The following is a 23,733-nucleotide window of genomic DNA, read 5'->3' as shown; positions in this document are numbered from 1 at the left end:
TAATGGGTTACGTGGATAAAAGACAACTCAGCAGCAGTCTGGGCCGGCGGCAGCTTTATCCGTTTGATAAAGTTGACTACCGGTTGCTTGCCTTATAGACAATAGTAACTTCTCTATGGTTCACATTTTTTCAAAAAAGGCGTAACCAAATAAAAAAGCCGCCCGTATAGGGCGGCTTTCGTTGCCAGAATAACAAGTCTTTACTTGCCCGCAAACGCGCGGGCATCGGCCTCGGAAATGGTGTCGTCGCTCATAATCACGAGACGCTCCACCACGTTGCGCAGCTCCCGGATGTTGCCGCGCCAGTCGAGGCCCTGCAGGTAAGCCAGCGCCGCGTCGTCAATCTTCTTGGGCTTGTTGCCGTAGTCCTGGGCAATGTCCTTCAGAAATTTCTCGATAAGCGCCGGAATGTCCTCGCGCCGGTCGTTGAGCGCGGGCACCTGAATCAGGATAACGGACAGGCGGTGGTAGAGGTCTTCGCGGAAGTTGCGTTCGGCTATTTCCTGAAGCAGGTCCTTGTTGGTGGCCGCCAGCACGCGCACGTTCACCGAAATTTCCTTTTCGCCACCCACGCGGGTAATCTTGTTTTCCTGCAGGGCGCGCAGCACCTTGGCCTGGGCCGAGAGGCTCATATCACCGATTTCGTCGAGGAAAAGCGTGCCGCCGTCGGCCTGCTCAAACTTGCCGATGCGCTGTTTCACGGCCGAGGTAAACGAGCCTTTCTCGTGCCCGAACAGCTCCGACTCAATCAGCTCTGAGGGAATGGCGGCACAGTTTACTTCCACCATGGGGCCGCCGGCGCGGTTGCTGAGTTCGTGGAGTTGGCGGGCTACCATTTCTTTGCCCGCGCCGTTGGGCCCGGTGATGAGCACGCGGGCATCGGTGGGGGCTACTTTCTCAATGGCTTTGCGCACGGCCCCCAGCGCGGCCGAGTCGCCCACCATTTCCGAGTTCTTGGCCAGCTTTTTCTTGAGCGTCTTGTTCTCGGAAGCCAGCTTGGTGGTTTCGGAAGCCAGCTTAGTACGGTCGAGGGCATTGCGCACCGTCACAAGCAGGCGGTTCAGGTCCGGCGGCTTCTGCAGGAAATCGTAGGCGCCTTTCTTGGTGGCATCCACGGCCATTTCCACGTTGCCGTGCGCCGATACCATGATGAAAGCCGCATCGGGAGCTACAATGCGGGCGCGCTCCAACACCTCAATACCATCCATCTTGGGCATTTTCACGTCGCAGAGCACCACGTCGTATTTATCCTTGATGAGCATATCGAGGCCGGTGGGGCCATCCTCGGCCTGGTCTACCTGGTAGCTTTCGTACTCCAGAATCTCCTTGAGGGTATTGCGGATGGCACGTTCGTCGTCAATAATCAGAATGCGGGGCATAGGCTGGTACAAGGCAAGGGAAGAAAGTCAAAGAAACGAAAAGCCCGCCGCAAATGGACGACCGGCATGCCGAAAACCGCGCCGTCGAGATAAAGTAGGCCCGGCTCAGCAGCTCAGCGCAGGTACACGGATTCAATATCAACGGATGGCCGGTCGGAGCTGGCGGGAGCTGCGGCGGGTTCCAGCAACACCTGCAACACCTCCAGATGCGCAACCGGCAAAGCCGCCGCACCGGATGTCTGGAACGTCAGCGGCAAAAAGCTGGGGTAGGGACGTGGCAACAGCATCTGCGGCCCCGGTCGGAAAGCGGTGAGTGGCACGCGCACGTCCTGCAGCCCGGTTCCGAGCTCCACCTCGGCCACGTAGGCCGCCGCATCCCGCGACGTCAGCACCAGGCGCACCCGGCCTGCTCCGGCGCCGCGCTGGCCTCGCACGACCACTTCGGTGAATTTACCGGCTTCATTGGCGCGGGCTGCCAGCCGATCGCCGAAGTAGGCGCGCAGAAACGCCACCGGGGCCTTGGCATCGGCAAACGGAATGGGCGCGGCCGCTGGCGGGGCCTGCAGCAGCCGAAGGGCCAGTTGGCCTGTGCTGGTGCTCACGTAATCGGACCAGCCGGCGCCATTCACGCCGCCAGTTTCTACCTGCTGCCGGTCCTGGGCGGCCCGGAAAAGAGGTAGTGCCGTGCCAGGCGCCACGATGAGCGTTTCCCAGCGGTCCTGTGGGGCGTAGTCCCAGGCCAGTGCGCTACCCGCGAAGCCGCCGGGAAAAGTGGTTGACTTTCCATCTGGGCGTTTCAATACAATAGCGTACCGTAATAGACCTGGGTAGAGCAACTCCGCCGGAACGGTAGCTTCAGCCGAGGTAAGTGTGTTGCGGCGCATAGGGATGGAGCGCGTGCGGCCATAGAAGTGCTGTGCCACCAGAAATAGCGAATCAGTTTCCCCGGCCCCGGCTACGGTGGCGCGCAGCAGAGCCGGCTGGCCAGCAACCAGCTGCGTAGGTGCCGTGTGCAGCACCTGAGCCGGTAGGGTAGAAGCTGCGGGTGCCACGAACTCACCCAGCTGAATAGCACCCAGCGTGGTTCGGGCGGTGATTGTAGTCGTGTTTTTGCCGCGCGCCGCAATCAGGTACACGCCCGGCTGCAGGCGCACGGTGCCATCTGTAGCCTGCCCTTGGAAGTTATTGCCTGCGTTCAGGCCGCGCACCGTAAAATCAGCCCCTAAACCGGGCAGAGTAAGGCGCAGGGGTTGGGTGTTCCAGGCAATGCGCGTAACAGACTGACGAAGGGACGTAGTTGCAAATGGGTCCCGCACCTCAAGGGCATCTGGCATTAGCTCCAGCCGCCATACCCCGCTGGTCAGCTGGTCGAGGAAGTAGGCACCGGTGCCTTCGTAGTGCACGATGGGCGAGGAGCCGGTGCCGGCCACGCGGCGCAGGGCGGCGGGCTTGTGCGGCTGGGTGGTGGTAGAGCTGGTGTAGTAAAACTCCTCGGGCGTATTCAGCTCGCTCACGCCGGCTCGATAGCTCACGCGGAAGTTGCCGAACGTGGAATCCTGGGGGAAAGCACCAAACGACTGACCGCGCTTCAGCTGCCGGAAAACCTTGCCGGCAATGAGCAGGCTGAGGGCTTTGGCGGGCGTGTAGGCCAGGTTAAGGTAGTGCGTCTGGTACTCGGTGTTGGCGTAGGCTATGGCCAGCGGGTCGTAGGCAAACTGGGTAGCCCACTGGAAGCCTGCCGAGCGGAAGCTGCGGGCCATCATCGGGTACATAATGGGCTGCAGGATATCGGCCGACTCGAACTCGTACACTAGGCGCGGCTTGCCGCTGAAGCGCGGGTCTTGAGCGTACGGAATCGGGTATTGATTTACGAGCGGGAGCAGGTTGCCCCACTGGGCATGGCCGCCCACCAGCGCCGAGGGGTACCACTGAAACGTAAAGCCCTGGACCGGGCTGCTCAAAATGGCATTGGCAACGGCCGGACTTTCGGCAATGTTGTAGAAGATGGGCTTGCGGTAGCCGGTGGAGCGCATGGCCGCCACCATCCGCTCCACAAACTGGCTTACCTCCGCCTCGGGCTGACGGTAGTGCGGCTCGTTGCACACCTCGTAGGCAATGATGTCGGGGTCTTCGCGGTTGAGCTGGCCGGTGTACTGGTTGCGGTGATTCAGAAATTGCTTGAGGTAGTTTTCCTGGGCTTGCACCGCGCGCGGGTTGTTGTAGGCGCGGCCCTTGGGGTAGATGGCCGAAAAGCCCGTCTGGGCCGTGTCGGGCTCGGGGTAGCCATTGCCCCAGTAAGCAATGGGCGTGAGAATGATTTTGATGCGCCGCTGCTTGAGGCGCTGCACCAAGTAGTCGAGCAGGCGCAGGTGCTCATTAGCCAGCAGGTTGCCCACAGTATCGGTAATTTCCACGTCCCACACGTGCACCCGAAAGGCGTCGATGCCCAGGCGCGAAAGGTGGTACACATCCTGGTCGATGGCCTGCTCCAGCGGCACGCCCAGCCGCTGGTGGGCGCGGTAGGAATAAGCAAACGGTGCGGTATAGTTCACCCCGAAAAGTGCCACTTCCTCGCGGCTGCCCTGCCAGCGCAGCACCCCGCCTTTATCGATGTACACGTCGGTTTTGGGCAGCGGCTTCTGGGCCTGGGCCGGCCCGATGCCCGCCAAAAAAAGCAGCCCGAGCAGCATGGCCCGGCCCCGGAGGAGGAAAGAAAAGACACCAGACATATACTGTAGAAGTAAGGGAACCGCGAAGTAACACTACGCAAACACAAAAGCGGCCGCCGCACCCGAAGATGCGGCGGCCGCCCGAAGCCGGTGATGAGTCTGTAAGCCGGGTTTTGTCCGCTGCCGAAGCTGCGGCCCCACCATTTATCTAGGCCAGTCCTCGCGGAAAGGCTCCATCAACCTACCCGCTGGCGCCGGACGAGCCGCCCGGTGCCCGCCCCCTAAAGGGCCGGCGTGCCAGCTTATTTGGTCTTTCAACCCCTGAGGTTTACCCAGCCGGACTGGTCACCCAGCCGCTGGTGCGCTCTTACCGCACCTTTTCACCCTTACCAAAGGTGAGTTAGCGACTTAGTGATTTGGTGAGTTTTTCAGAACGACAACTCACTAATTCGCTAAATCACCGTCCGGCGGTACTTTTCTGTGGCACTGGCTGTCCCGGGAAGCTTTACGCCGCCCGGTCCTTCCCGTTAGGAAGCAGGGTGCTCTGCGTTGCCCGGACTTTCCTCGTCACCATTCTTGCGTTTGGCGCCGCGGTGGGGCGACCCATCACTGCGGGCAAAGATAGGCAAAGCATAAGACTACTTATGCGTTAGTGACGCGGGCTAATGATAAGTTTTGATGCGCAATAAGTTAGGGACGCTGAATTTCTCAGGCGCCAGAAAAAAGTAGCCGCACACCACGGGAAGTACAATGGCTACTGCCAGATGAAGTGCTTGCGCTGCTGCCAGTACAAAGCCGTGTGGGCTGATTACGGATAGCAGTTGCCCCAGACAATAGGGAAGAATAACGGAAAAAATCAGGTAAACGAAGGGCGGACTCAGCGCATATAGTTGGCCTTTGATTTTCCACCTGAGCAAAGGCCCGACCAGCCCCAGAACAGCTAAGCTTATACCCCCAAGAACTTCCCCGGAACCAAGCGGCAAATTCCCGATGGTGGCATAAACTGCCAGAACCCAAACCACCAGGCTTGGTAGAAACACAAGCAGAACTAGTATGCCCAAGGTACAGTGCTTCTGGTTTTGGCCTTATGAATTGTTGCTCAAGGATGCTTTTGCAAAGGACGAGGCTTTACAAAGTACTTGTCCAACTTCTTAATTTCAGCCTGGAGATTCTGGCTAATAATGCGGTGACAATTAGTTAGCTCTGTGCCTGGATTTATGTAGAGGACATAAGTGCTGCCCGCCTGTAGGCGAATGTTACAATTACTGCCTGTCTGCAGCATTAGAGTATCGGCTGACTCACCTCGCCAGGTTTTTAAAGGAACGAACTTGTAAGTAGCGCTGAAAAAGATTGGTGAATCGTAAACCTGGCTTATTTCGACCAGCTTTCCGAGGAAAACCAACGAGCTAGCCTTAACCGCATGGTTGAATTCACGGGCCTTAATGCTGCATTTGCAGGCCATTGCTTCTCCTGCTGCCAGCGTCAACAGCATAAACACAAGTAAAAGATTAATCGAGAAGCGCATACTCAAGGAATAGGTCGGATAGAGTTGAAAAGGTACTGATTTACTTCCCTTCCCATACGTTATCCTTCGGGTAGCTGTCGGGCACTAAGGTGGCACCGAGCTTCACCTGCTTCACGGCTTTGGTGGTGGGCACGGGCACCGTTACGGTGCGGGCGCCGGTTTCCCAGACTTCGATGGTGCGGTGCAGTTGCTGGGTGGAATTGTCCTGGTAGGTGATGGTGAGGTACACGGGCACGGGCTTGGTGCCTTTGGCTTCCACGGTCACGTCGTAGCCGGTGGCGGTTTTGGCCACGTTCTGAATGGCCAGGTCGGGGTAGCCGTCGTCGAAAAACCAGCGCTGCCAGAACCAGTTGAGGTTGCGGCCCGCCCCGGCGTTCATCGAGTTGAAGAAGTCGTAGGGCATGGGGTGCTTGCCGTTCCAGTTGCGGATGTAGGTGTGCAGAGCCTTCGTGAACAGCTCGTCCCCCAACAAATCCTTCACGTAGAGGTAGCCGAAAGCCGGCTTGGGGTAGGAGTTCAGGAAGAAGGGTAACCCGTTCTGCTGGGTCGTCAAGGTCATGATGGGCAGGTCCGACTCGGTGGCGGCGTTCTGAGCGTAGGGGGCCACGCCGTAGTCATCATCCAGCGTCGGGTCAATCTGCTTGGAAATCAGCCACTCGCCAATGGTGGCCCAGCCCTCATCCATCCAGGCGTACTTGGTTTCGTTGATGCCCATATAGAACGGGAACATCGTGTGGAAAATCTCGTGGTCGGTGAGCGTAATGGCATCCTGGCGGCTTTCCACCGGGTTGTCGTTCACCATCATTGGGTACTCCATCTGGTCGAGGCCGTCGAAGATGGTTTCGTGCGAGTAGGGGAAGGGCCACTTGGGGAAGTTGTAGCTCATAGCCTCCACCGTTTTGCGGGCGAAATGAATTACCTCCTCATAGTCCTTGTGCCTGGTATTGTACACGGCATCCACGCGGGTGCGGCGCTTGGTGGCAGGGTCCACCACCAGGCTGCTCGACTGCCACACGTAATGGTCGGCGGTGGCAAACACGAAATCCGTCACGTTTTTGGCCTCAAAGTGCCAGGTGTTCTGCGCGTTCGGGGCCGTTATGTCCTGCTTCTTGAGGTCGGCTTCGGTGATGATGCTGGTAATGGCGTCCTTCTTTTCCGCGTCGCGGAGGCGCTTCACGTACTTTTTGGTCAGTACCGCGTCGGCGTTGGTCAGGTCGCCGGTGGCCCACACGACAAAGTTGCGGGGCACGGTAATGTCGGCCGAGAAGTTGGCCAAGTCGTTGTAGAACTCCTGGGAGCCGATGTAGGGGTGGCGGTTCCAGCCGTCGATGTCGTCGTACACGGCCACGCGCGGAAAGAAATAGGCCACGAAGTCGGCGCCGGGCTCAATCTCCCCGGTGCGCATGTGGGAGCCTTTGTTGAGCGTGTAGCTGTAGGTCACGCTGATCTGGACCGTCTGCTTCGCGCCCAGGGTGCGCGGCATGGGCACGAACATGTTGGTAGCATCGGGACGCAGCTTGGCCACGTCCACTGCCTGTCCGTTGATGCTCAGGGCCTCAATCTTCATCCCCTCCGTAAGGTCTTCGGGGCTGATGCGGCCGGCCCGGGGCGCGCCCTGCTGGTAGTAGTTGGGGTAGATTTTGAACAGGAGCTGCCGTAGCGAATCGGGGCTTTGGTTGTGATAGGAAATCTGGGCGGTGCCCGCCACGCGCCGGCTGGTCGGGTCGAAGCTGACTTTGAGCGTGTAGTCGGCGGAGTTTTGCCAGTAGTTGGGACCGGGCTGGCCGTTTTCGGCGCGGGTGCCTTTGGCGTAGGTGGCCTGCAGGTTGCGCGGCACCGGCAGCGGCTGCTGGGCCAGGGCCGAGAAGGAGAGAAGAGAAGCGGCGAGCAGTAGGGGGAGTTTCATGCGGCGGAATGAGTTGCTGCCGCAAAGTACCCGTACGGCCCGGAATGGTTGCGCTGGGGCTTGGCTGGAAATCAGTAATGGATGAAAACTTTGCCGGTGGAAAGTACGCCAGGGTAATTTTTCAGGCTGTCGAATAAGGCTTGGCTCCGTAGTGATTTGACTAGCCGGTGATTTTGGATACTGTCCTTGGTGAAAAAAGTAAGTGAACTGCCCCGCACAACGAACACATCATGATCGAACACAGGATTGCCGCGCCACTTGGCCTGAAGGATGCGAAGGTTATAGAAATAGTATAGGCCCGAACACGGGCTCAGTTGAACCAGTGCCTTCACCCCTAAAACGGAGGCAAACGGCTTATGCAACGGTGGGCCAGGATGCGCAGCCCGAAATTGCGCGGCAAACTGCGAGAACAGGTTGCGCTGACAGACGCAGGAGTCATTAATGAACACATACTCCTGGCGGGGCTTGTTGCGAAAATGCTTGCTGCCCGCTTCATCAGGCACCACAGAAGCCTTTTTGACGGCATAAAGTGAATTGTTGGAACAAGCCGTTCCGAAGCTACAAATCAGGCCGCCTAGTAGGGTAAGTAAGTAGTTTTTAGTGTTTGATACCGCCATAGCAACTGAAAAACACCTAATATCCTGGGTGGTGCAAAGTACCAGTATGGCCTGGAATGGTTGCGCTAGGGCTAGTTTTTGCTGAGTTCGAAGTAGTGGCGGATGCGCTGTTGCAGGCTGTCACTGAATTCGCCCGAATGCCGCCTGAAGGCTTTGTCGAAAACCGTACTCGTTCTCTTTTGTAGGATCAAACTGTTCGCGAAGTCTTCATCTTCCAGACCTACCCAGATCTTGCTAATGGATAGCGGCGTAATTTTCTGTTGCCCTTTGATGAAATATGTTTCTCCCTCATGGGCAGATACTCCTCGGTGGATGCTGTAAAGGCCACAGCCCTGCTTGTTCACCACTAGTGGTAGATAGCAAAAATTGCGCGGGTTATAGCCCTTAAGACGTCTTATTTTGTAGCTAATCCGCCTTCTAAAATTCCGCTTTTTACTAATGGCAGATTCATGCCGTTTATCCTGATTCTCAACTGCAACAAAGCGTTTAATCCGTCGAAGCTGAATAGTGTTTAGATGTAATTTGTCAGGCGTTAGACAGTCAATGCCCAAAGGGCGTGAGAGGCTATGAGCACAACTGCTCAGCCAGAATGGGCACGATAGAACTAAAAGTAGCCTGAAATGCGCCAATGTGCACGTATTAAGAATGGACTATAAGTAATCGAATTAACAGCATAAAGGACCTTGTTACGCTTAGACGAAATCGTTCTAACGACATCAGCCAAACGTGACAAGGTCCTTCACACTGCTCAGCAGGACAGCCGGTTTGTACGTTTTACTTTAGCCGTACCAGCGTGGCGCCGTAGCCGAACTTCTCCTTCTTGGAGTCCTCGAAAAACTTGATGTCGCGGTTGCGGCTCAGGAGCTTGTGCAGTTCTTTGCGCAGGGTGCCGTTGCCGGAGCCGTGGATGAACACGATTTCGTGCATGTTAGTGGCCAGGGCGCGGCTCAAGGTGTCCTCGAAGGCATCGAGTTGGAGCTTGAGAATGGCCGTGTTGCTGAGGCCCTCGGCGCCTTCGGGGCGCAAAGCTTCCAGGTGCAGATCCACTTCGTGGGGTGGGGCCGTAATGGCTTTGGCGGGCTCCGGCGCGGGCGCAATGGCGGCGGGCTTGGCCGGGGCATTGCCGGTGAGCTGGGCCTTCAGGGTTTCGGCCAGCTTCTCGGGGGCAATAACGGCGGGCGGCGCCGGCTTTTCATCGAGCTGAAACAGGTAGGCCTCGCGCTGAAGCACCGGCACATTAGGCTGGCGGCTGGTGTAGAAGCTGGCCGCCTTGAACTGCAGGCGCTTGGTGAGCAGCTCGTAGGCCGTGTTGCCGTTGAGCTTGTAGGGCAGCAGCTGCGCTACCAAGGCCGGCCACTGGTCGAAATCCTTGAGGTGCCAGTAGCCTAGGGGCACGCTGGCCGCCTTGGCCGCCAGCTTATCGGCGCCCAGGGCGCGGTACTGGCCGTTGCGCTCCTCCCCGAAGGTATAGAGCACTTCCTGGTCGGTGTGGTTCACGAGCTGCACCGCCAGCAGCTCCGGCGACTGGTGGGTGAGGGCCAGATATACACCCTTTTGTACCACCGGTGCGGCATTTTTGGCGGCCGGCAGCGGGGCAGGACTGTTGGCTTTTTGAGCAGCGGCGGGCGAGGCAGACACTCCGGCAGCTTTAGCCGCTTGGGCGGCCCCGCTGGCGGCGGCTTTTTTCTCGGCCGCGACTGAGGCGGCGCTTTGGCCAAAAGCTTTGGTTTCTTCGGCGGCTACTACCACTACCTCGCGGCGCAACACCGGAATGGTGAAGTCGTTATCAATGGCTACTTCTACCAGGTCGTTGTCGAGCAGGCGGGTGATGATGCCTTCCTCGCGCCCGGTGAGCAGGCGTACTCGGTCTCCTACGTTCATATACTGGGGGATTAGCGCTGTTTTTCCTGAGTACGTAGTTTTGACGTTCAGTATCCCAGGCGCAGGCAGCAAAGGTCGCCAATGAAAAGGGAAAAACGGCAGCTAAGACTGCCCGCTCCCCTGGCCGCCAACCATCTTCTACCAGGGCCGCTGCAGTTGATGGTTGTGAATTTATAGTTGTTCCTGCTTCAGGCAACAAACCAACTATCAACTGGCAACTTAATAATAAAGCCCGCGCACAACCACGCCGCGCTGGCGGTTGAACTCCAGGGCCGGGGCGGGCAGGTGGAAGATGCTGGCTACGTAGAACACGCGCTTAAGCAGCTTGCTGCGGGTGGGAATGCGCCGCAGGTCCACGTCGAGGCTGAGATAGTACTGCCGGTAGGGGTGCAGACCGAGGGCGGCGTTGGCCTTCGGGTCGTTGTACACCATCTGCTGGGCCCCGTAGCCCAGGGCCGGCTGCAGCCAGCGGGGCCAGCGCGAGGAAGCCGGCAGCCAGGCACCCACGTCCACGCACAGCCAGTAGGTCTGGCCATTGTAGTCCTTCAGGTGCTGCTCGCCCAGACTTTTGCCCAGCACGTTGGGGCGCAGCGCTGCGTAGCGGGTGGTGTGAAACGAATATTTGGGCATGATGCGCACCTCGCCCCAGGCCAGCTGCTGCCCGATAAGGCCCGCCGAGCCCAGGAAGTTGGCCGCCAGGTCGGGGGCCGAAGCGCCGTAGGCCGGGTCGCGCCCGTCGAGCAGTTCAATGGGGCTTTGCAGCAGAAACCCCACGAAGCCCCCGTACCACAAGGCCCGCCGCTCGGGCACGCCGGCCCAGCGCAGCATGTCCACGGCACCCCGGCTTTCGTGGAACGCGCCCCAGAAGTGGCCGGCTTTATCCAGCTGTTTCCACTCGCGGGCGTCATCAAACCAATGCAGCGGCACCCGCGCGCCGGTGTACCAGCTTTTGCTCAGCAAGTAAAGCGTGCCGGTGTAAGAAACGGCCAGGCCACTGGCCAGTATGGGCAGGCGGCGGCTGAGGAGGCTGGAGTCGGAGGGAGGCGGGAACTGTGGCGGTGTGGCGGCGGTTGCCCTTAGCGTGAGTGTGTCGGGCTGGGCGCGGGGCACCTGCGCAAAGGCAGGCCGCCCGCCCACAAGCAGCAGCCCCAACCAGAAAACGCGGATAACCCACAGCATAGCAGCGCGACAACCAGACACCGGGAAAAGTGCCTCAACAAAACTACGACAAAAGCATCCTGTGGCTTGGTTATGCGGCTGGTGCGGATGTAACTTTAAGAGAATTTCCCCGGCTAAATCAACGAATTTTCGCTGTTTTCGGTATCTACGCCGGTTAGCATCTTGCATTTTTTTCACCCCTTACCAATTCCCATGAAAGCACTTCGACTTCTACTGCTCTGGGCAGTAGCGCTGGCTGGTATGCCGGCTGCCTACGCCCAGGTAGTTACTGCCGACCCGGTATTCTTCACCGAAACCACGCCGGTTACGCTCACCTTCGACGCCACCAAAGGCGACGCCGGCCTGAAAGATTTCACCGGCGACGTGTACATCTGGACGGGCGTTATCACCGACAAGAGCACGAGTGACTCCGACTGGAAAGCCGTGGTAGGCACCTCCTGGACGCCGCCCATTGCCAAGGAGAAGATGACGCGCAGCGCCTCCAATCCCAACCTGTACACCATCACCTTCACCCCGCGCACCTACTACGACAAGGTAGCCGCCGGCGAGAAAATCATGAAGCTGGCCATGCTGTTCCGCAGTGCCGACGGCACCAAGTCGGGCCGCAACACGGGGGGCAAGGATATTTTTGTCGATGTAGCGCAAACGTCAGCGCTGTCGGTGCGCATTACCGGGCCTACTACTACGGGCGTTACGCAGTTCGTCAACCAGAATACGAAGGTAACGGTGACGGGTACGGCTTCGGCCGCCTCTTCGCTTACACTTACGCTCAACGGCGCGCAGGTTGATTATCAGACCAATGCCACCACGCTCAGCAAAGAAGTGACCCTGACGCAGGCCGGCAACAACGTGCTCAAGCTCACGGCTACCAGCGGTACCACCACGGCTACTGATGAAATTACCATCTTCGCCAGCCCGGCCGCTACTGTGGCTGCCCTTCCGGCTGGCGCCAAGAAAGACGGGGTAACCTACCTGAACGACGGCAAATCGGCTATTCTCACGCTCACGGCCCCGGGCAAAACGGCCGTGTACGTCGTTGGCGAGTTCAACAACTGGCAGCCTGGCCTGCAGTACCAGCTCAAGAAAACCAGCGCCACCGACGACGTGAATACCCGCTGGTGGGTGCAGATTGATGGCCTCACGCCCGGCCAGGAATACGCCTACCAGTTCCAGGTAGACGGCCTGCGCGTGGCTGACCCCTACACCGAAAAAGTGCTGGACCCCAACAACGACCAGTACATTACGGCTGCTACCTACCCCAACCTGAAGGCCTACCCCACCGGTAAAACCACGGGCATTGTATCGGTGCTGCAGTCGAACGAGCCCGCCTACAACTGGCAGGTCACCAACTTCGAGCGTCCCAGCAAGCTGGATATGGTCGTGTACGAGCTGCTGATCCGCGACTTCGTGGTGAAGCATGACTACAAAACCGTAACCGACTCCTTGGACTACCTCAAGCGCCTCGGCATCAACGTGCTGGAGCTGATGCCCGTGAACGAGTTTGAAGGCAACGAAAGCTGGGGCTACAACCCCTCGTTCTACTTCGCCCCCGACAAGTACTACGGCACCAAGAACGACCTGAAAAAGCTCGTTGATGAGGCTCACAAACGCGGCATTGCCGTGGTGCTTGATATGGTGCTCAACCACTCTTTCGGCCAGAGCCCCATGGTGCAGCTGTACAGCAGCAACAGCCCCTGGTTTAACGCCGTGGCTACGCACCCCTACAACGTAGGTACTGACTTCAACCACGAAAGCGAGTACACCCGCTACTTCAGCAAGCAGGTTATCAAGCACTGGTTTGATGAATACCACATCGACGGCTACCGCTACGATCTGGCTGGTGGTTTCAGCCAGGTGCAGAAGACAGAGCAGACCTACGAGTCAGTGTTCGACCAGTCGCGCGTGAACATCTGGAAGGACTACTACGCCGCCCAGCAGGCCGCCAGCCCAGGCTCTTACGCCATTCTGGAAACTTTTGTAGCCAACGACGAAGCCAAGGCCCTGGCAGCAGCCGGCCTGATGCTGTGGGGAAAGATGACCAGCAACTACAACGAGGCCACCATGGGCTACAACGACGGCAACAAGTCGGATGTAAGCTGGGGGTACTACAAGCAGCGTGGCTTTACGGAGCCAAACCTGGTGACCTACATGGAAAGCCACGACGAAGACCGGCTCATGTATAAGAACCTGCGCTTCGGCAACGCCTCGGGCACCTACTCGGTGAAAAACCTGAACACGGCCCTGAGCCGCATGGAAACGGCCGGCGCCTTCTTCTTCCTGGTGCCCGGCCCCCGCATGATCTGGCAGTTTGGCGAAGTAGGTTATGATAAAGGCATCTTTATGTGCCCCGGCGGTAACTATCCAGGTGACGATGGCACTGATCCAAAAAAATACGGTGTGGATCAAAGCTGCAAGCTGAGCAACAAGCCCGTGCTGGATGAGTACTACGACAACCCTAACCGCCGCCACCTCTACGATGTGTACCGCAGCCTGATTACGCTGCGCACCAGCCAGCCCGTATTCGAAAATACCAGCGCCACCTTCGCGCAGAACGCTTCCGGCGCGGTGAAAACCATTCACCTCAGCGACGCCAGCCTGAGCATGACGGTGCTGGGCAACTTCGACGTGATAGCCAAAACCGTGAGCCCTGAGTTCCAAGCGGCCGGAACCTGGTACAACTACCTCGACGGCACTTCCCTCACCGTAGCCGCCGCCGACGTGAACAAGCAGCTCACCCTGCAGCCCGGCGAGTACCGCGTGTATTTGTCGAAGAAAATAGCTGTGCCAAGCGGCACCGTGCTGCCCACGACCACGGAGCGCGCAGCCCTGGCGTTGAGCTTCACGGCGGCTCCCAACCCGGCCGGCTCGGCCGTACGCCTGAAGTACACGCTGCCTCAGGCCACTCCGGTTTCGGTGAGCGTAGTGAACGTGCTGGGCGCTACGGTGCGCACCGTGCCCGCTGCTACCAAGCAGGCCACCGGCGCCCATGAGTTGACCATTCCGGTACAGGACTTGGCCAACGGCGTCTACATCGTGCGCCTGCAGGCGGCCGGTAAAGTAGCCACCACCCGCCTCATGGTTCAGCACTAAGTCGGGCAATTGCTCCACTAAAAAGGCCTCTTCACGCAAGTGAAGAGGCCTTTTTCTTTATAGACCGTCAGCAGAACAAGCAAGGTGCCCGCTGGAAGCCACTTACCGCGTCAGTACGGTGTGGTAGTGTACCAGGTCGTCGATGGGGGAGCGGATGATCTTGCCTACTTCCATGCCGTAGCTCTTGGCTACCTGCTCCAGCGCGTCGCGGAAGTTGTAGCCCACCGAGCCCACGCAGTTGAAGGAGTAGTTCTGGTAGCTGGGGTAATGGGCCACCAGGTTGCGGAAAAATGCCTCGAAGCCGTCCAGCACAATCTCGCGGCAGTAGCTGATGTTGTTGTGGTCGTAGGCAAACTTGCTGAACGAAGCCAGAAAGCGGTTGGGCAGCGGCTGGTTGTAAAGCCGGTCGAAGATTTCCTCGTTGGTCAGCTCATACTGCGCGCGGAAAGCTTCCTGCAGGCCATCGGGCAGGTAGCCGCGCATATAGTCGCGGAGCAGGCGCTTGCCGATATAGGAGCCACTGCCTTCGTCGCCGAGGAAATAGCCCAGCGAGTCGATGTTCAGCTCCACATCCTGCCCGTTGTAGATGCAGGAGTTGGTGCCCGTGCCCAGGATGGCGGCAAAGCCCATGTCGCGACCCAGCAGGGCGCGGGCGGCGGCCAGCAGATCGTGGCCCACGTACACGCGCGAGCCGTTGAACACCTGGCGCATGGCCTTGGCCACCGTTTCCACCTTCTCCGGAACCGAGCAGCCGGCGCCGTAGTAGTACAGCTCGCTTACTTCCTGCCGGGGCAACGTATCGGGCAGGCTCTTCTCCAGCGAGGCCACAATACCGGCCGTGTCGATAAAGTACGGGTTGTAGCCTTCCGTGTTGAAGTAGATTTTGTTACCCTCGTTGTCAAGCAGGCACCAGTTGGTTTTCGTCGAGCCGCCGTCGGCAATGATGATCATAGAAGAAGAGTTGGAAGATGTGCAGATGTTAGGGGGAGGTAAAGATAGTAGCCTAATCCAATACAGCACGCACAAGGCTGTTGAGGGAAGTAAGCCACCACCACCGGAATCCTTTTTTTTGATTATTTGAACTCAACCCACTAACCTAAAGAGCGTATGGCTGTATATTAAACGAACAAAACAGGCTGCTACGGCAGTTTGGGGCGCTTACATCCACCATATTCCCCTTTTCCTTACCCACTTCACATTTTCTCATGAAAAAAATCCTTACCCTCGCAACCCTGGGGTTGCTTTCCGCGGCTTCCTTCTCTGCTCAGGCGCAAACGCTGGATGGACAAGTGCTTCCGGCTGAAGGCTATACCAAGATTGGGGAAAATACCAGCACCGTCCATGGCTTTGGTGATCATGGCATTGGCGCACTGTACGTGAAAACCACGGCCACCAAGCTGTACATTGCCCTGACGGCTGCCCTGGAAACCAATGGCAACTCCCTGCAGATCTACCTGAATCTGCCCGGCAAAACCGGTATTGCGGCCGGGCAGGCGCTGGCAGCCAGCAATACTACCGGTACCTCCTTTGAGAAGAACATGGCCAAGATGGACATGGAGGTAGATTACGCCTTTGGCGTAAAAGGTGGCGCTACGTCTTCCGCCGGCAGCATCATCGACTACACCAAGCTGGCAGATGGAAAAGCCACCGACCAGAAGACCGGTGACCTGCTGAATGTCGGTACGGCCGCTACCGTGGCTGATGGCACCACGGGCGGTTTTGGTAAAACCCGCATGGCTTTCACCAACCTCAATACCCTCACGGCGCATACCGCCGCTGGTGGCACGGCCGCCTGGGAAATCGAGCTGGATAAAGCCGATCTGGGTATTGCCGACAATGACGTTATTCAACTGTTTGCTGCCCAGAACAACGGCGACGGGGGCTATTTCTCTTCCGATGTGCTGCCTGCTGTACCTGGCAATACCGCGCCGCAGACCGCGCCCATCGGGACCAACAACGAAGGAAACTTTGCTACGAATCCTGATTTCTCAACCCTGCCCGGTACGCAGTCTATTAGCTACACGGTGATGGTGGCTACCGCAAACCGGGGTGCCGTGGCCCGGGAGCTTGATTTCCAGGTATATCCCAATCCCGCCTACAAAGCCAATATCCGTTACAAGGTAACCGGCCAGAACGACGTGGTGCTGGAAGTATACAACCTGATGGGGCAGCGGATGCGCACCCTGGCAGCAGCTAAGCAGTCGGGCACGCAGTCCGTGGCCCTCACCGATCTGAAAGCTGGAACCTACCTCGTAAAGCTGCGGGTTGGTGACCAGTTGACCAGCCAGAAAGTGGTTATTCTGTAGCGCACCGGAATCCATTTCGCCGCAAAAAGGGAGGGCTAATCGGCCTTCCCTTTTTTGTTTTCTGAGTAATGTATTCGGGGTATTAAGTCAGCAGCACAAACAGGCGGGGAAACCGGAAAAGAACCAAGCAATATGTCCCTGGCGGAAGCCGGCTTTACCCGGCGTAATGAAAAGCTGCCTGTGAGTTGGCAGATCAAGCTGGCGTAAAAACAAAAAGCGCCACCCAATCGGGTAGCGCTTTTTGCTTGGAAAAGTCAGCTCAGAAACTAGTTCTGACGAATCTTGTAGGTGTAGTTGCCGGCGCCATTTTTCAGGTTCAGCGTAACGGTGTAGTTACCATCATCTTTCACCACGATATCCTTACCTCCATATTCGAGGATTTTATCGGGCTCATTGTCGCCAAAGTTGATGTCCCAGTTGCCATTGGCGCGGAACTTCATGGCCTGACCACCCTTCAGGTCGGTCGTTACCGTCCAGACCTTGTTGGCCTCGTCGTAGGTCATGGGCGTGTCACCGTCCCAGCCTTTGGCAGTTGCCGAGCCAATGATGCCCCACTCTGTGCGGGTTGCGCTCCAGGTCTGCGTGTTCAGGTCAGCCTTCAGCAGGTAATAGCCGGCAGCAGGAACCTTCAGGTTAGGACCACCAGGAGTGGTGGAAAGCTTGCCCGTAGTGGTGCCACCCGTGGTAGCGGCCGAGCCGTCGTCGCCGTACGCGAGGTCCCAGTTGGGAGCAGCCGTGAATTTGAACTCGTTGTTGGCCGTGGGGAAGTTTACATATCCCTCGTATACCTTGTTATCCGCAACCGAAGCAGCTTTCGGAGCGGAAGCGGGGTCCCAGCCCTGGTGTGCGCCCGGGATGTAAACCGAAGGATAAGGAATAACAACTTCACCCGCGCTGTAAGGAGTGCCGCTTACCGTCGACACCGCCGAATAGCGCGTCATGGACGTGGCGGAGCCCGTTGTGCCCAGGGACGTCTTAATGCGGGCTTCGATTTCCGCAGTCGCGTCGGCCGGCAAGCCCAGCTCCAGCATAAGCGTGTTCAGCTCAGCTACCGTAAAGGTCTTTTTCATGGCCGAGCCAACGGCATACAGCTGGGGCTTGGCGAATTTGTTGCCCTTCTTGTCAAGCTGCAGCTCGTAGGTCACCACCTGGCCTTCGTAGCCGTAGTTCACCGGCGTCCAGGAAAAGGTGACGGCACTTTCGGCTGCCTTGTTTTCAGCCAGGTCAACGGTGGCCGTTGAAGCCGTAAGCGCGGCGGCAGTGCCGGGTTGAGCAACTACGCGCACTTCATCTTTCTCGCAGGAGGAAAGAAGCAGTACACCTGCGCACAGCCCGAGTATTTGGGTAAGCCAGAGTTTCATATTGTTTTTTGAAAGAGGTGAGAAACAGGTAAGCCAAGTTAGCTGGCAAATGCTACGGGCAGCTTAAGAGTTCATCTTAGCCCCGGCATCTGCCAGCTAATTTTTAGGCTTAGTATCCCGTGTTTTGCTTCAGGTTAGGATTCGCCACCAGATCGGTCGTCGGAATCGGGAAGAGTACGCGGAAGTCTTCTACTCCACGGCCTTCTTTCACGCCCCCTTTGAAGGGCCATACGTAGCTGGCGGTGGTGTACTTGCCAAAGCGGATAAGGTCGGTGCGGCGGTGTCCTTCCCAATACAGCTCGCGGCCCCGCTCGTCGAGGATATCGTCCAAGTCAACGGATGCCAGCGCCTCAGCATTAGCCCGGGTACGTACGGCATTCACCGCTGCCAGGGGCGTGCGGCCGGCTACCGGAGCCCCGCCACGCAGCACTGCCTCGGCGTACATCAGGTACGTGTCGGCCAAGCGGAACATGGGGAAGTCGGTGTCGGGGAAGTTGCCTTCCGTGTCGGAGCCTGGTACGCCGTTGGAGGTAACGTTCTTGAACTTAGTGACGGCGAAGCCATCCGTGAAAGTAAAGATGTCGTTAATCTCCAGGTTCTGGCCAGCCGTGTAAAACAGGGCCCGGTCATCGGTGCTGGTAGCACCACCAGGGAATAGCTCCACCAGGTTTTTCTTGGCCCGGTTGCCGCCCCAGCCACCGTTTAGACCAAAGCTGGCGGGTGACATGCTGCCACCCACGGCCGCATGTACAATGAACGTCATGCCCCCAAACGTGCGGGTGCGCTGCCCATCAAACGTTACGGGGAAGATTACCTCGTTGCGCGCAGCCGTTTTATCGTTGTCGGCCAGAAAGAGGCTCTGGTAATCGGGTGCCAGAGCAAATGCATTGGCATCTAATACTTTGGCCGCATAGATGGCGGCGTCGTTGTTGCGCTCCTGGCCGGTGTACACCTGAGCATTCAGATACAGCTTGGAAAGCAGCATCCAGGCCGCTGCTTTATCAGCGCGGGCATACACGGCTTTGGGCGCCAGCAACTCACCGTCAATAGCTTTCAGCTCCGACTCGATATAATCGAATACGAACTTGCGCGACTGTTGCGGCGGAGGCGTGCTGCCAACAGTTGATTCTTCGGTAGCGAAAGGAACATTACCGAACATATCAATGGCATGCCAGTAGCTCAGAGCACGCAGGAAGCGCGCTTCAGCCCGGTACGTGCGGATGGTGGCCTGATTTTCTTCGGAAATACCCCGCTCGTTCAGCCTGGCCGTCGTAGTTTGCCGGATAAACTCATTGCAGAGCGAGACCTGATAGAAGATACGGTCATACATTGCCCGCACGAATTCGTTATCGGCGTTCCAGGCCAAGCGGTTGTAGTCGGGCAGGTTGCCATCATTCCAGGCAATAATGGCTTCATCGGTGGTCAGCTCCTGCGCACCCCAGTACTGACGCAGGTAGTTGGAAAAACCTTCATCGATACCGGAAATATCCGGTTGACCAGAAGGACCTGACTGGCCGCTTACTGCGAGCGTGGCATACAGACGAGCCAATACCTGCTGGATCTGGGCGGGGTCGCGGTATACCGTTTCGGTGTTGGCCTGGTAAGAAGGAGACTGATCCAGCTCATTCACGCACGAAGAAAGCGGTGAAAGAGCAACAGTCAGCAGCGCGGCTGCTACACTGCGTATGAATTTATTTTTCATGAAGGGGAATTTTTAGAAGCCGATGTTCAGACCAAGCGTGAACGTGCGCGGGCGCGGGTAGATGGAGTTATCGATGCCGTTGAACACCTCTGGGTCAAGCCCGGTGTAATCGGTGATAACGAACGCATTCTGAACAGACAGCGAGAGGTTTACGTTCGCCTTGTCCTGGGCAATTTTACCCACATTGTACCCCAGCGTAATGTTCTCCATGCGCAGGTACGAAGCATTCTCCATGTAGTAATCGGAGAAGTACTGGGCCGTGCTGAACTGCGAGTTCAGAACCTCGTGCGTGGCGTTGCTCAGGAAGCCGGTAGAGTTGGCCGAGAAGGTAGAGCCCGAGCGGAGGTTGTTGTACATGTAGTTGTCGAGGCTGGAGCGCATCGTGAAAGCCAGGCTGGCTTTGCCGTAGCTCAGGTTGGAGCCAAAGCCCAGGATGTACTTCGGCCGCGACGACTTGTAGCGGTAGCGGTCCGAGCCGTTTACCACGCCATCCTTGTTGCGGTCCACGTACACGCCTTCCAGCGGCTTGCCATCCGTGCCGTATACCTGCTGATACACGTAGAAGGAGTTTGCCGGGTAGCCTACCGAGTTGATCTGGATGTTGTTGCCAACCCCGCCACCAATACCGCCGGTAGGAACGCCAATGTAGTTTGGCGACTCCACCAGCGTAAGGCGCGTAATTTCGTTCTGGTTGTAGTTGCCGTTCAGGTTCAGCGACCAGTTGAGCTTTTCGCCACGCAGAACGTCTACGTTTACAATGGCTTCCACACCTTTGTTGGTCATGCTGCCCACGTTGAAGTTGCCAGCGTTAGACAGGTTGGCCAGCGCAGCTACTTCGATGAAGTTCAGCAGGTCTTTCGTATCGCGCTGGTACACGTCTACCGAGCCGGAAATGCGGTTGTCGATAAAGCCGTAGTCCAGACCTACGTTGTAGGTTGTCGTGGTTTCCCACTTGCGCTGCAGGTTGTAGAAGCTAGGACGGCTGGTGGTGTAGAATCGGTCACCCAGCTGGTAAGAAGCGGTGTTCTGGCTGGGCGTATACAGCGCCAGGTAGCCATACAAGCCTTCAACACTGGTGCCCAGGTCCTGCTGGCCCGTCTGGCCGTAGCCGAAGCGGAGTTTCAGGTCAGACACCACCGAATTGTTGGCCAGGAAGTCTTCTCCTTTAATACGCCAGGCAAAAGCACCGGACGGGAAGTAGCCCCAGCGGTTGTTGTCCGGGAAGCGGGAAGAGCCGTCGGCCCGGAAAGTACCGGTGAACAGGTACTTATCCTTGATGTTGTAGTTGGCGCGGCCATAGAACGACAGCAGGCGGTAACCCGGGTCGGTGTAGTCTTTGCCGTTGATGGGCATCGTAGCCGGGATGAATACCTCGCCCGCGGCCGTGAAGTCATCAAAGACAAATGTTTTGTAGTCGAAGGCTTGGTAGGAATGACCCGCCAGCAGTTCCAGGCGGCCAATTCCGATTTCCTTGTCATACTTAAGGTAGGCTTCCAGCAGCTTGTTGTCGTTGTTGGCGGCGTAGGGGTTGTTCTGGCCTTTGCCCAGACGGTCACCCACGAACGTAGCGGAGTTGGGTGCTACGTATACCGAGCCACGGCCGCGCTGAATGTCGTAGCCCACGTTCAGGTTGGCACTCAGGCCATCAACGAAAGGCAGGCGGTAGTCGAGCTGGATGTTGCCGATGCTGCGCTTTACGGTGCTCCGGTCGCGGCGCTGGTTGATCAGACCCACCGGATTGCGGCCCGAGAGGGTGTTGATGTTGCCATTCACATCCAGGTTCTGGTAGTATCCGCCATACTTAGCCAGCAAAGGGTTGCTGGAGTACACCGGCTGCGTAGGATCGTAGAACACGGCAGCGGCTACTGCGCCACCATCCGAGAAGTTGTTGTCGATCCAGGAGCCTTTCAGGTTTAGGGTTACGCGCAGCTTGCTGTCCAGCAGCACGGGCGTGAGGCTGATCGAGCCGGTGTAGCGCTTCAGGTCGTTGTTGATCAACAGGCCTTCCTGGTCGAGGTAGCCGCCGGACACCCGGAAGGGAACCGGGCCAGCCGAGCCGGCAATGCTTACGTTGTTATCGGTGGTTTGGGCCGTGCGGAAAATCTCCTTCTGCCAGTCGGTGTTGGCCGTGCCTACCTGGGCTTTCTGCTGGGCATTGCCGCGGGAATTAACCAGTGCCCGGTACTCGGCGCCATTCAGCACATCAATGTACTTAACGGCTTCCGAAATAGAGTTCTGCGAGCTTACGTTCACCGTTAGCTTTTCGCCCTGCAGGCCGCGCTTGGTGGTTACCAGAATTACGCCGTTCGAAGCGCGGGAACCGTAGATGGCCGTAGAGGATGCATCCTTCAGCACCGTAATACTTTCGATGTCGTTGGGGTTGATCAGCGACAAGGGATTGGCAGCACCAGAAATACCCTGGTTGTCAACGGGCACACCATCGATTACGATCAGCGGGTCGTTGCTGGCGCTCAGCGAAGAGCCGCCGCGAATACGGATAGATGAGCCCGTGCCAGGCGCACCACCGCCGGTGGTTACCTGCAGACCGGCTACTTTGCCCTGAATCAGCTGCTCGGGGTTGGTTACCTGGCCTTTCACGAACTGCTTTTCGGAAATCTGCTCCACGGCGCCCGTCAGGTCCTGCCGGCGCTGGGTACCGTAGCCGATAACCACTGCCTCGTTGAGCAGCGTAGTGTTTTCGGACAAGCTTACGTCCAGAGTTGCGTTCTGCCCGGCGCTTATCGTGACAGGACGACGGGTAGTGGTGAACCCAACAAACGATGCGACAATCGTTTGCGGACCGGCGGGCACGTTCTGGATGGAGAACTGACCGTCGGAGTTGGTGGAAGTGCCCAGGGAGGTGCCTTCAATTAGCACGGTCACACCGGGGATGCCCTGGCTTTTTTCGTCCACAATCCGGCCACTTATGGAGCCGGTTTGCGCTAGCGCACTGGTAAAACCAGCACACACAAACAAAAGCAGAAACAGCAGTTTCGGCAGATAAGGGTGTTTCATTAAGAAGGTTGGTTGAAGGTAAGGGGAAAAACTTGTGGGAAGTTGCACTGAGTTGAGAGAGGCAGGGATGCCGTAGAAAAAGTACATTTCAAGGCAAAAGCGGCTCTGGTTCATCTGCTCATACCGCCGTCCAGGAATGCCGGATTGGGGATATTCTCTGCAAGTTAAACGTTTGAAAACAAGAAAAACAATGCTGAGTGGCCCGTAAGTCGGTATTGTAATAAGTCTATTTTGCGGGCGAAATTTCGCTCTTTTTACACCGGGGTTCACGCGTCCGGCTCCGGAAATGCCTTATAGTTAGTAACTACTTACCCACAGGCATTTTATCGGTAGAAAGCGCGTAGCGAAAGAATTTCGTTTGGGGAGCTCAAAAGCGTTAATACGCTTACATAACATCCGTTTTTAGATAGAGTTTTTTTCGTGTCCGAAAACCTAAACCGGACAAATACTACACCCGGGGCCCGGCAGAGGTTCCCCGGTTATGGGTTCCGGTTTACTTTCTCTAGCTTTACCTTCTATGAGACGCCTGCTGCTTACCTCTGCTTTCGGAATTGGACTGCTGCTGGGGCCAGTGCAGGCCGGTCCCCGCCCGGCACCCCGGCTGCGGGTCATCGAGATACCAGACCCCGTACTGGTATTCTACCGGGAAAAGCCGCCGGGTACCGCCGCTCAGCAGCTTATTATGAACAGCAGTGAGCTGCCGTTGCTGGCCAAGCTGGCCTTTCTGGATCTGGTAAAGCGGCCCGACGTGTATTTCGACGGAAGCGGCAACCGGGATATGCCCGGCGCCGGCAAGGAAAGCGCCCGGCTGCGGCTGGTAGGCACCTATGCCCTGGCCACCGGCAAGCGGCAACTCGCCCCGGATGGCCGCAGCTACTACGTGCCGCTGCGCCAACCCAGGCAGCGGAAGTTTTACGTGTGCTGGGACAATGCCAACCAGTTCCGGACACTGACGGCCAGCACGGGTATCACCCCCAAAGTCGATTTCCAGGCCAATGTGCTGCCGGAAATCGACTCCGTGCGGGCTTTGTACGTGCTGCGCGTAGTGCCACCCGCGCAACAAGGCACGGCTATCCGGTGACCTTAACGGACCAGTTTGATTT

At 57.7% G+C, this 23,733-nt stretch carries 16 protein-coding genes and 1 other RNA gene; 3 read left to right on the top strand and 14 right to left on the bottom strand.

The window, feature by feature from the left end; translation table 11 throughout:
- Window positions 1-200: 200 nt before the first annotated feature.
- The 10 genes from I5L79_RS15290 to I5L79_RS15245 form a co-directional block, all read right to left on the bottom strand.
- Window positions 201-1,379 carry a sigma-54-dependent transcriptional regulator gene (locus I5L79_RS15290; RefSeq protein ID WP_196955933.1) on the bottom strand — a complete coding sequence of 393 codons (1,179 nt, stop codon included), beginning with the start codon at window positions 1,377-1,379 and terminating at the stop codon, window positions 201-203.
- Between the two features lie 113 nt (window positions 1,380-1,492).
- Window positions 1,493-4,108 (bottom strand): cellulase family glycosylhydrolase, encoded by a 2,616-nt coding sequence (locus I5L79_RS15285; RefSeq protein WP_196955932.1) that lies wholly within the window; start codon window positions 4,106-4,108, stop codon window positions 1,493-1,495.
- Window positions 4,109-4,194: 86 nt separating this feature from the next.
- An RNA gene (gene rnpB / locus I5L79_RS15280) (RNase P RNA component class A) lies at window positions 4,195-4,658 on the bottom strand.
- A 52-nt stretch (window positions 4,659-4,710) separates the two neighbouring features.
- Complete coding sequence (locus tag I5L79_RS15275; RefSeq protein ID WP_231403129.1) at window positions 4,711-5,109, bottom strand: hypothetical protein; 399 nt, start codon at window positions 5,107-5,109, stop codon at window positions 4,711-4,713.
- Window positions 5,110-5,147: 38 nt separating this feature from the next.
- The gene (locus I5L79_RS15270; protein ID WP_196955930.1) at window positions 5,148-5,573 is read right to left on the bottom strand and encodes a hypothetical protein; all 426 of its coding nucleotides are present in this window, start codon (window positions 5,571-5,573) and stop codon (window positions 5,148-5,150) included.
- A 40-nt stretch (window positions 5,574-5,613) separates the two neighbouring features.
- Window positions 5,614-7,479, bottom strand: a complete 1,866-nt coding sequence (locus I5L79_RS15265) for a M1 family metallopeptidase (protein ID WP_196955929.1) — start codon at window positions 7,477-7,479, stop codon at window positions 5,614-5,616.
- Window positions 7,480-7,550: 71 nt separating this feature from the next.
- Window positions 7,551-8,096 carry a hypothetical protein gene (locus I5L79_RS15260; RefSeq protein WP_196955928.1) on the bottom strand — a complete coding sequence of 182 codons (546 nt, stop codon included), beginning with the start codon at window positions 8,094-8,096 and terminating at the stop codon, window positions 7,551-7,553.
- A 71-nt stretch (window positions 8,097-8,167) separates the two neighbouring features.
- Window positions 8,168-8,440 (bottom strand): hypothetical protein, encoded by a 273-nt coding sequence (locus tag I5L79_RS15255; RefSeq protein WP_196955927.1) that lies wholly within the window; start codon window positions 8,438-8,440, stop codon window positions 8,168-8,170.
- A 430-nt stretch (window positions 8,441-8,870) separates the two neighbouring features.
- Window positions 8,871-9,977: a Smr/MutS family protein gene (locus I5L79_RS15250; protein ID WP_196955926.1), complete on the bottom strand. Its 1,107-nt coding sequence runs from the start codon at window positions 9,975-9,977 to the stop codon at window positions 8,871-8,873.
- A 219-nt stretch (window positions 9,978-10,196) separates the two neighbouring features.
- On the bottom strand, window positions 10,197-11,156 hold the full coding sequence (locus tag I5L79_RS15245) for a DUF2279 domain-containing protein (protein ID WP_196955925.1): 960 nt from the start codon (window positions 11,154-11,156) through the stop codon (window positions 10,197-10,199).
- Window positions 11,157-11,348: 192 nt separating this feature from the next.
- Between I5L79_RS15245 and I5L79_RS15240 the strand changes: the two genes are divergently transcribed.
- A complete protein-coding gene (locus tag I5L79_RS15240; RefSeq protein WP_231403128.1) occupies window positions 11,349-14,246 on the top strand; it encodes an alpha-amylase family glycosyl hydrolase in 2,898 nt (965 codons plus the stop codon).
- A gap of 102 nt (window positions 14,247-14,348) precedes the next feature.
- On the opposite strand, the gene I5L79_RS15235 is transcribed toward I5L79_RS15240, so the two are convergent.
- Window positions 14,349-15,197 (bottom strand): N-acetylglucosamine kinase, encoded by an 849-nt coding sequence (locus I5L79_RS15235; protein ID WP_196955924.1) that lies wholly within the window; start codon window positions 15,195-15,197, stop codon window positions 14,349-14,351.
- A 254-nt stretch (window positions 15,198-15,451) separates the two neighbouring features.
- On the opposite strand from I5L79_RS15235, the gene I5L79_RS15230 reads away from it, so the two are divergent.
- A complete protein-coding gene (locus tag I5L79_RS15230; protein WP_196955923.1) occupies window positions 15,452-16,552 on the top strand; it encodes a T9SS type A sorting domain-containing protein in 1,101 nt (366 codons plus the stop codon).
- 266 nt (window positions 16,553-16,818) lie between these two features.
- Here I5L79_RS15230 and I5L79_RS15225 read toward each other — a convergent pair whose 3' ends face one another.
- The 3 genes from I5L79_RS15225 to I5L79_RS15215 form a co-directional block, all read right to left on the bottom strand.
- On the bottom strand, window positions 16,819-17,913 hold the full coding sequence (locus I5L79_RS15225) for a SusE domain-containing protein (protein WP_196955922.1): 1,095 nt from the start codon (window positions 17,911-17,913) through the stop codon (window positions 16,819-16,821).
- A 109-nt stretch (window positions 17,914-18,022) separates the two neighbouring features.
- On the bottom strand, window positions 18,023-19,615 hold the full coding sequence (locus I5L79_RS15220) for a RagB/SusD family nutrient uptake outer membrane protein (protein ID WP_196955921.1): 1,593 nt from the start codon (window positions 19,613-19,615) through the stop codon (window positions 18,023-18,025).
- Between the two features lie 12 nt (window positions 19,616-19,627).
- A complete protein-coding gene (locus I5L79_RS15215; protein ID WP_196955920.1) occupies window positions 19,628-22,630 on the bottom strand; it encodes a SusC/RagA family TonB-linked outer membrane protein in 3,003 nt (1,000 codons plus the stop codon).
- 517 nt (window positions 22,631-23,147) lie between these two features.
- On the opposite strand from I5L79_RS15215, the gene I5L79_RS15210 reads away from it, so the two are divergent.
- A complete protein-coding gene (locus I5L79_RS15210; RefSeq protein WP_196955919.1) occupies window positions 23,148-23,711 on the top strand; it encodes a hypothetical protein in 564 nt (187 codons plus the stop codon).
- The last annotated feature ends 22 nt before the right edge of the window (window positions 23,712-23,733 follow it).

Origin of the sequence: Hymenobacter guriensis (assembly GCF_015773195.1) — a bacterium.
Taxonomy (GTDB): Bacteria; Bacteroidota; Bacteroidia; order Cytophagales; family Hymenobacteraceae; genus Hymenobacter; species Hymenobacter guriensis.
Note: the sequence above shows the minus strand (reverse complement) of the source record. Positions and strands in the feature narration are given on the sequence as shown.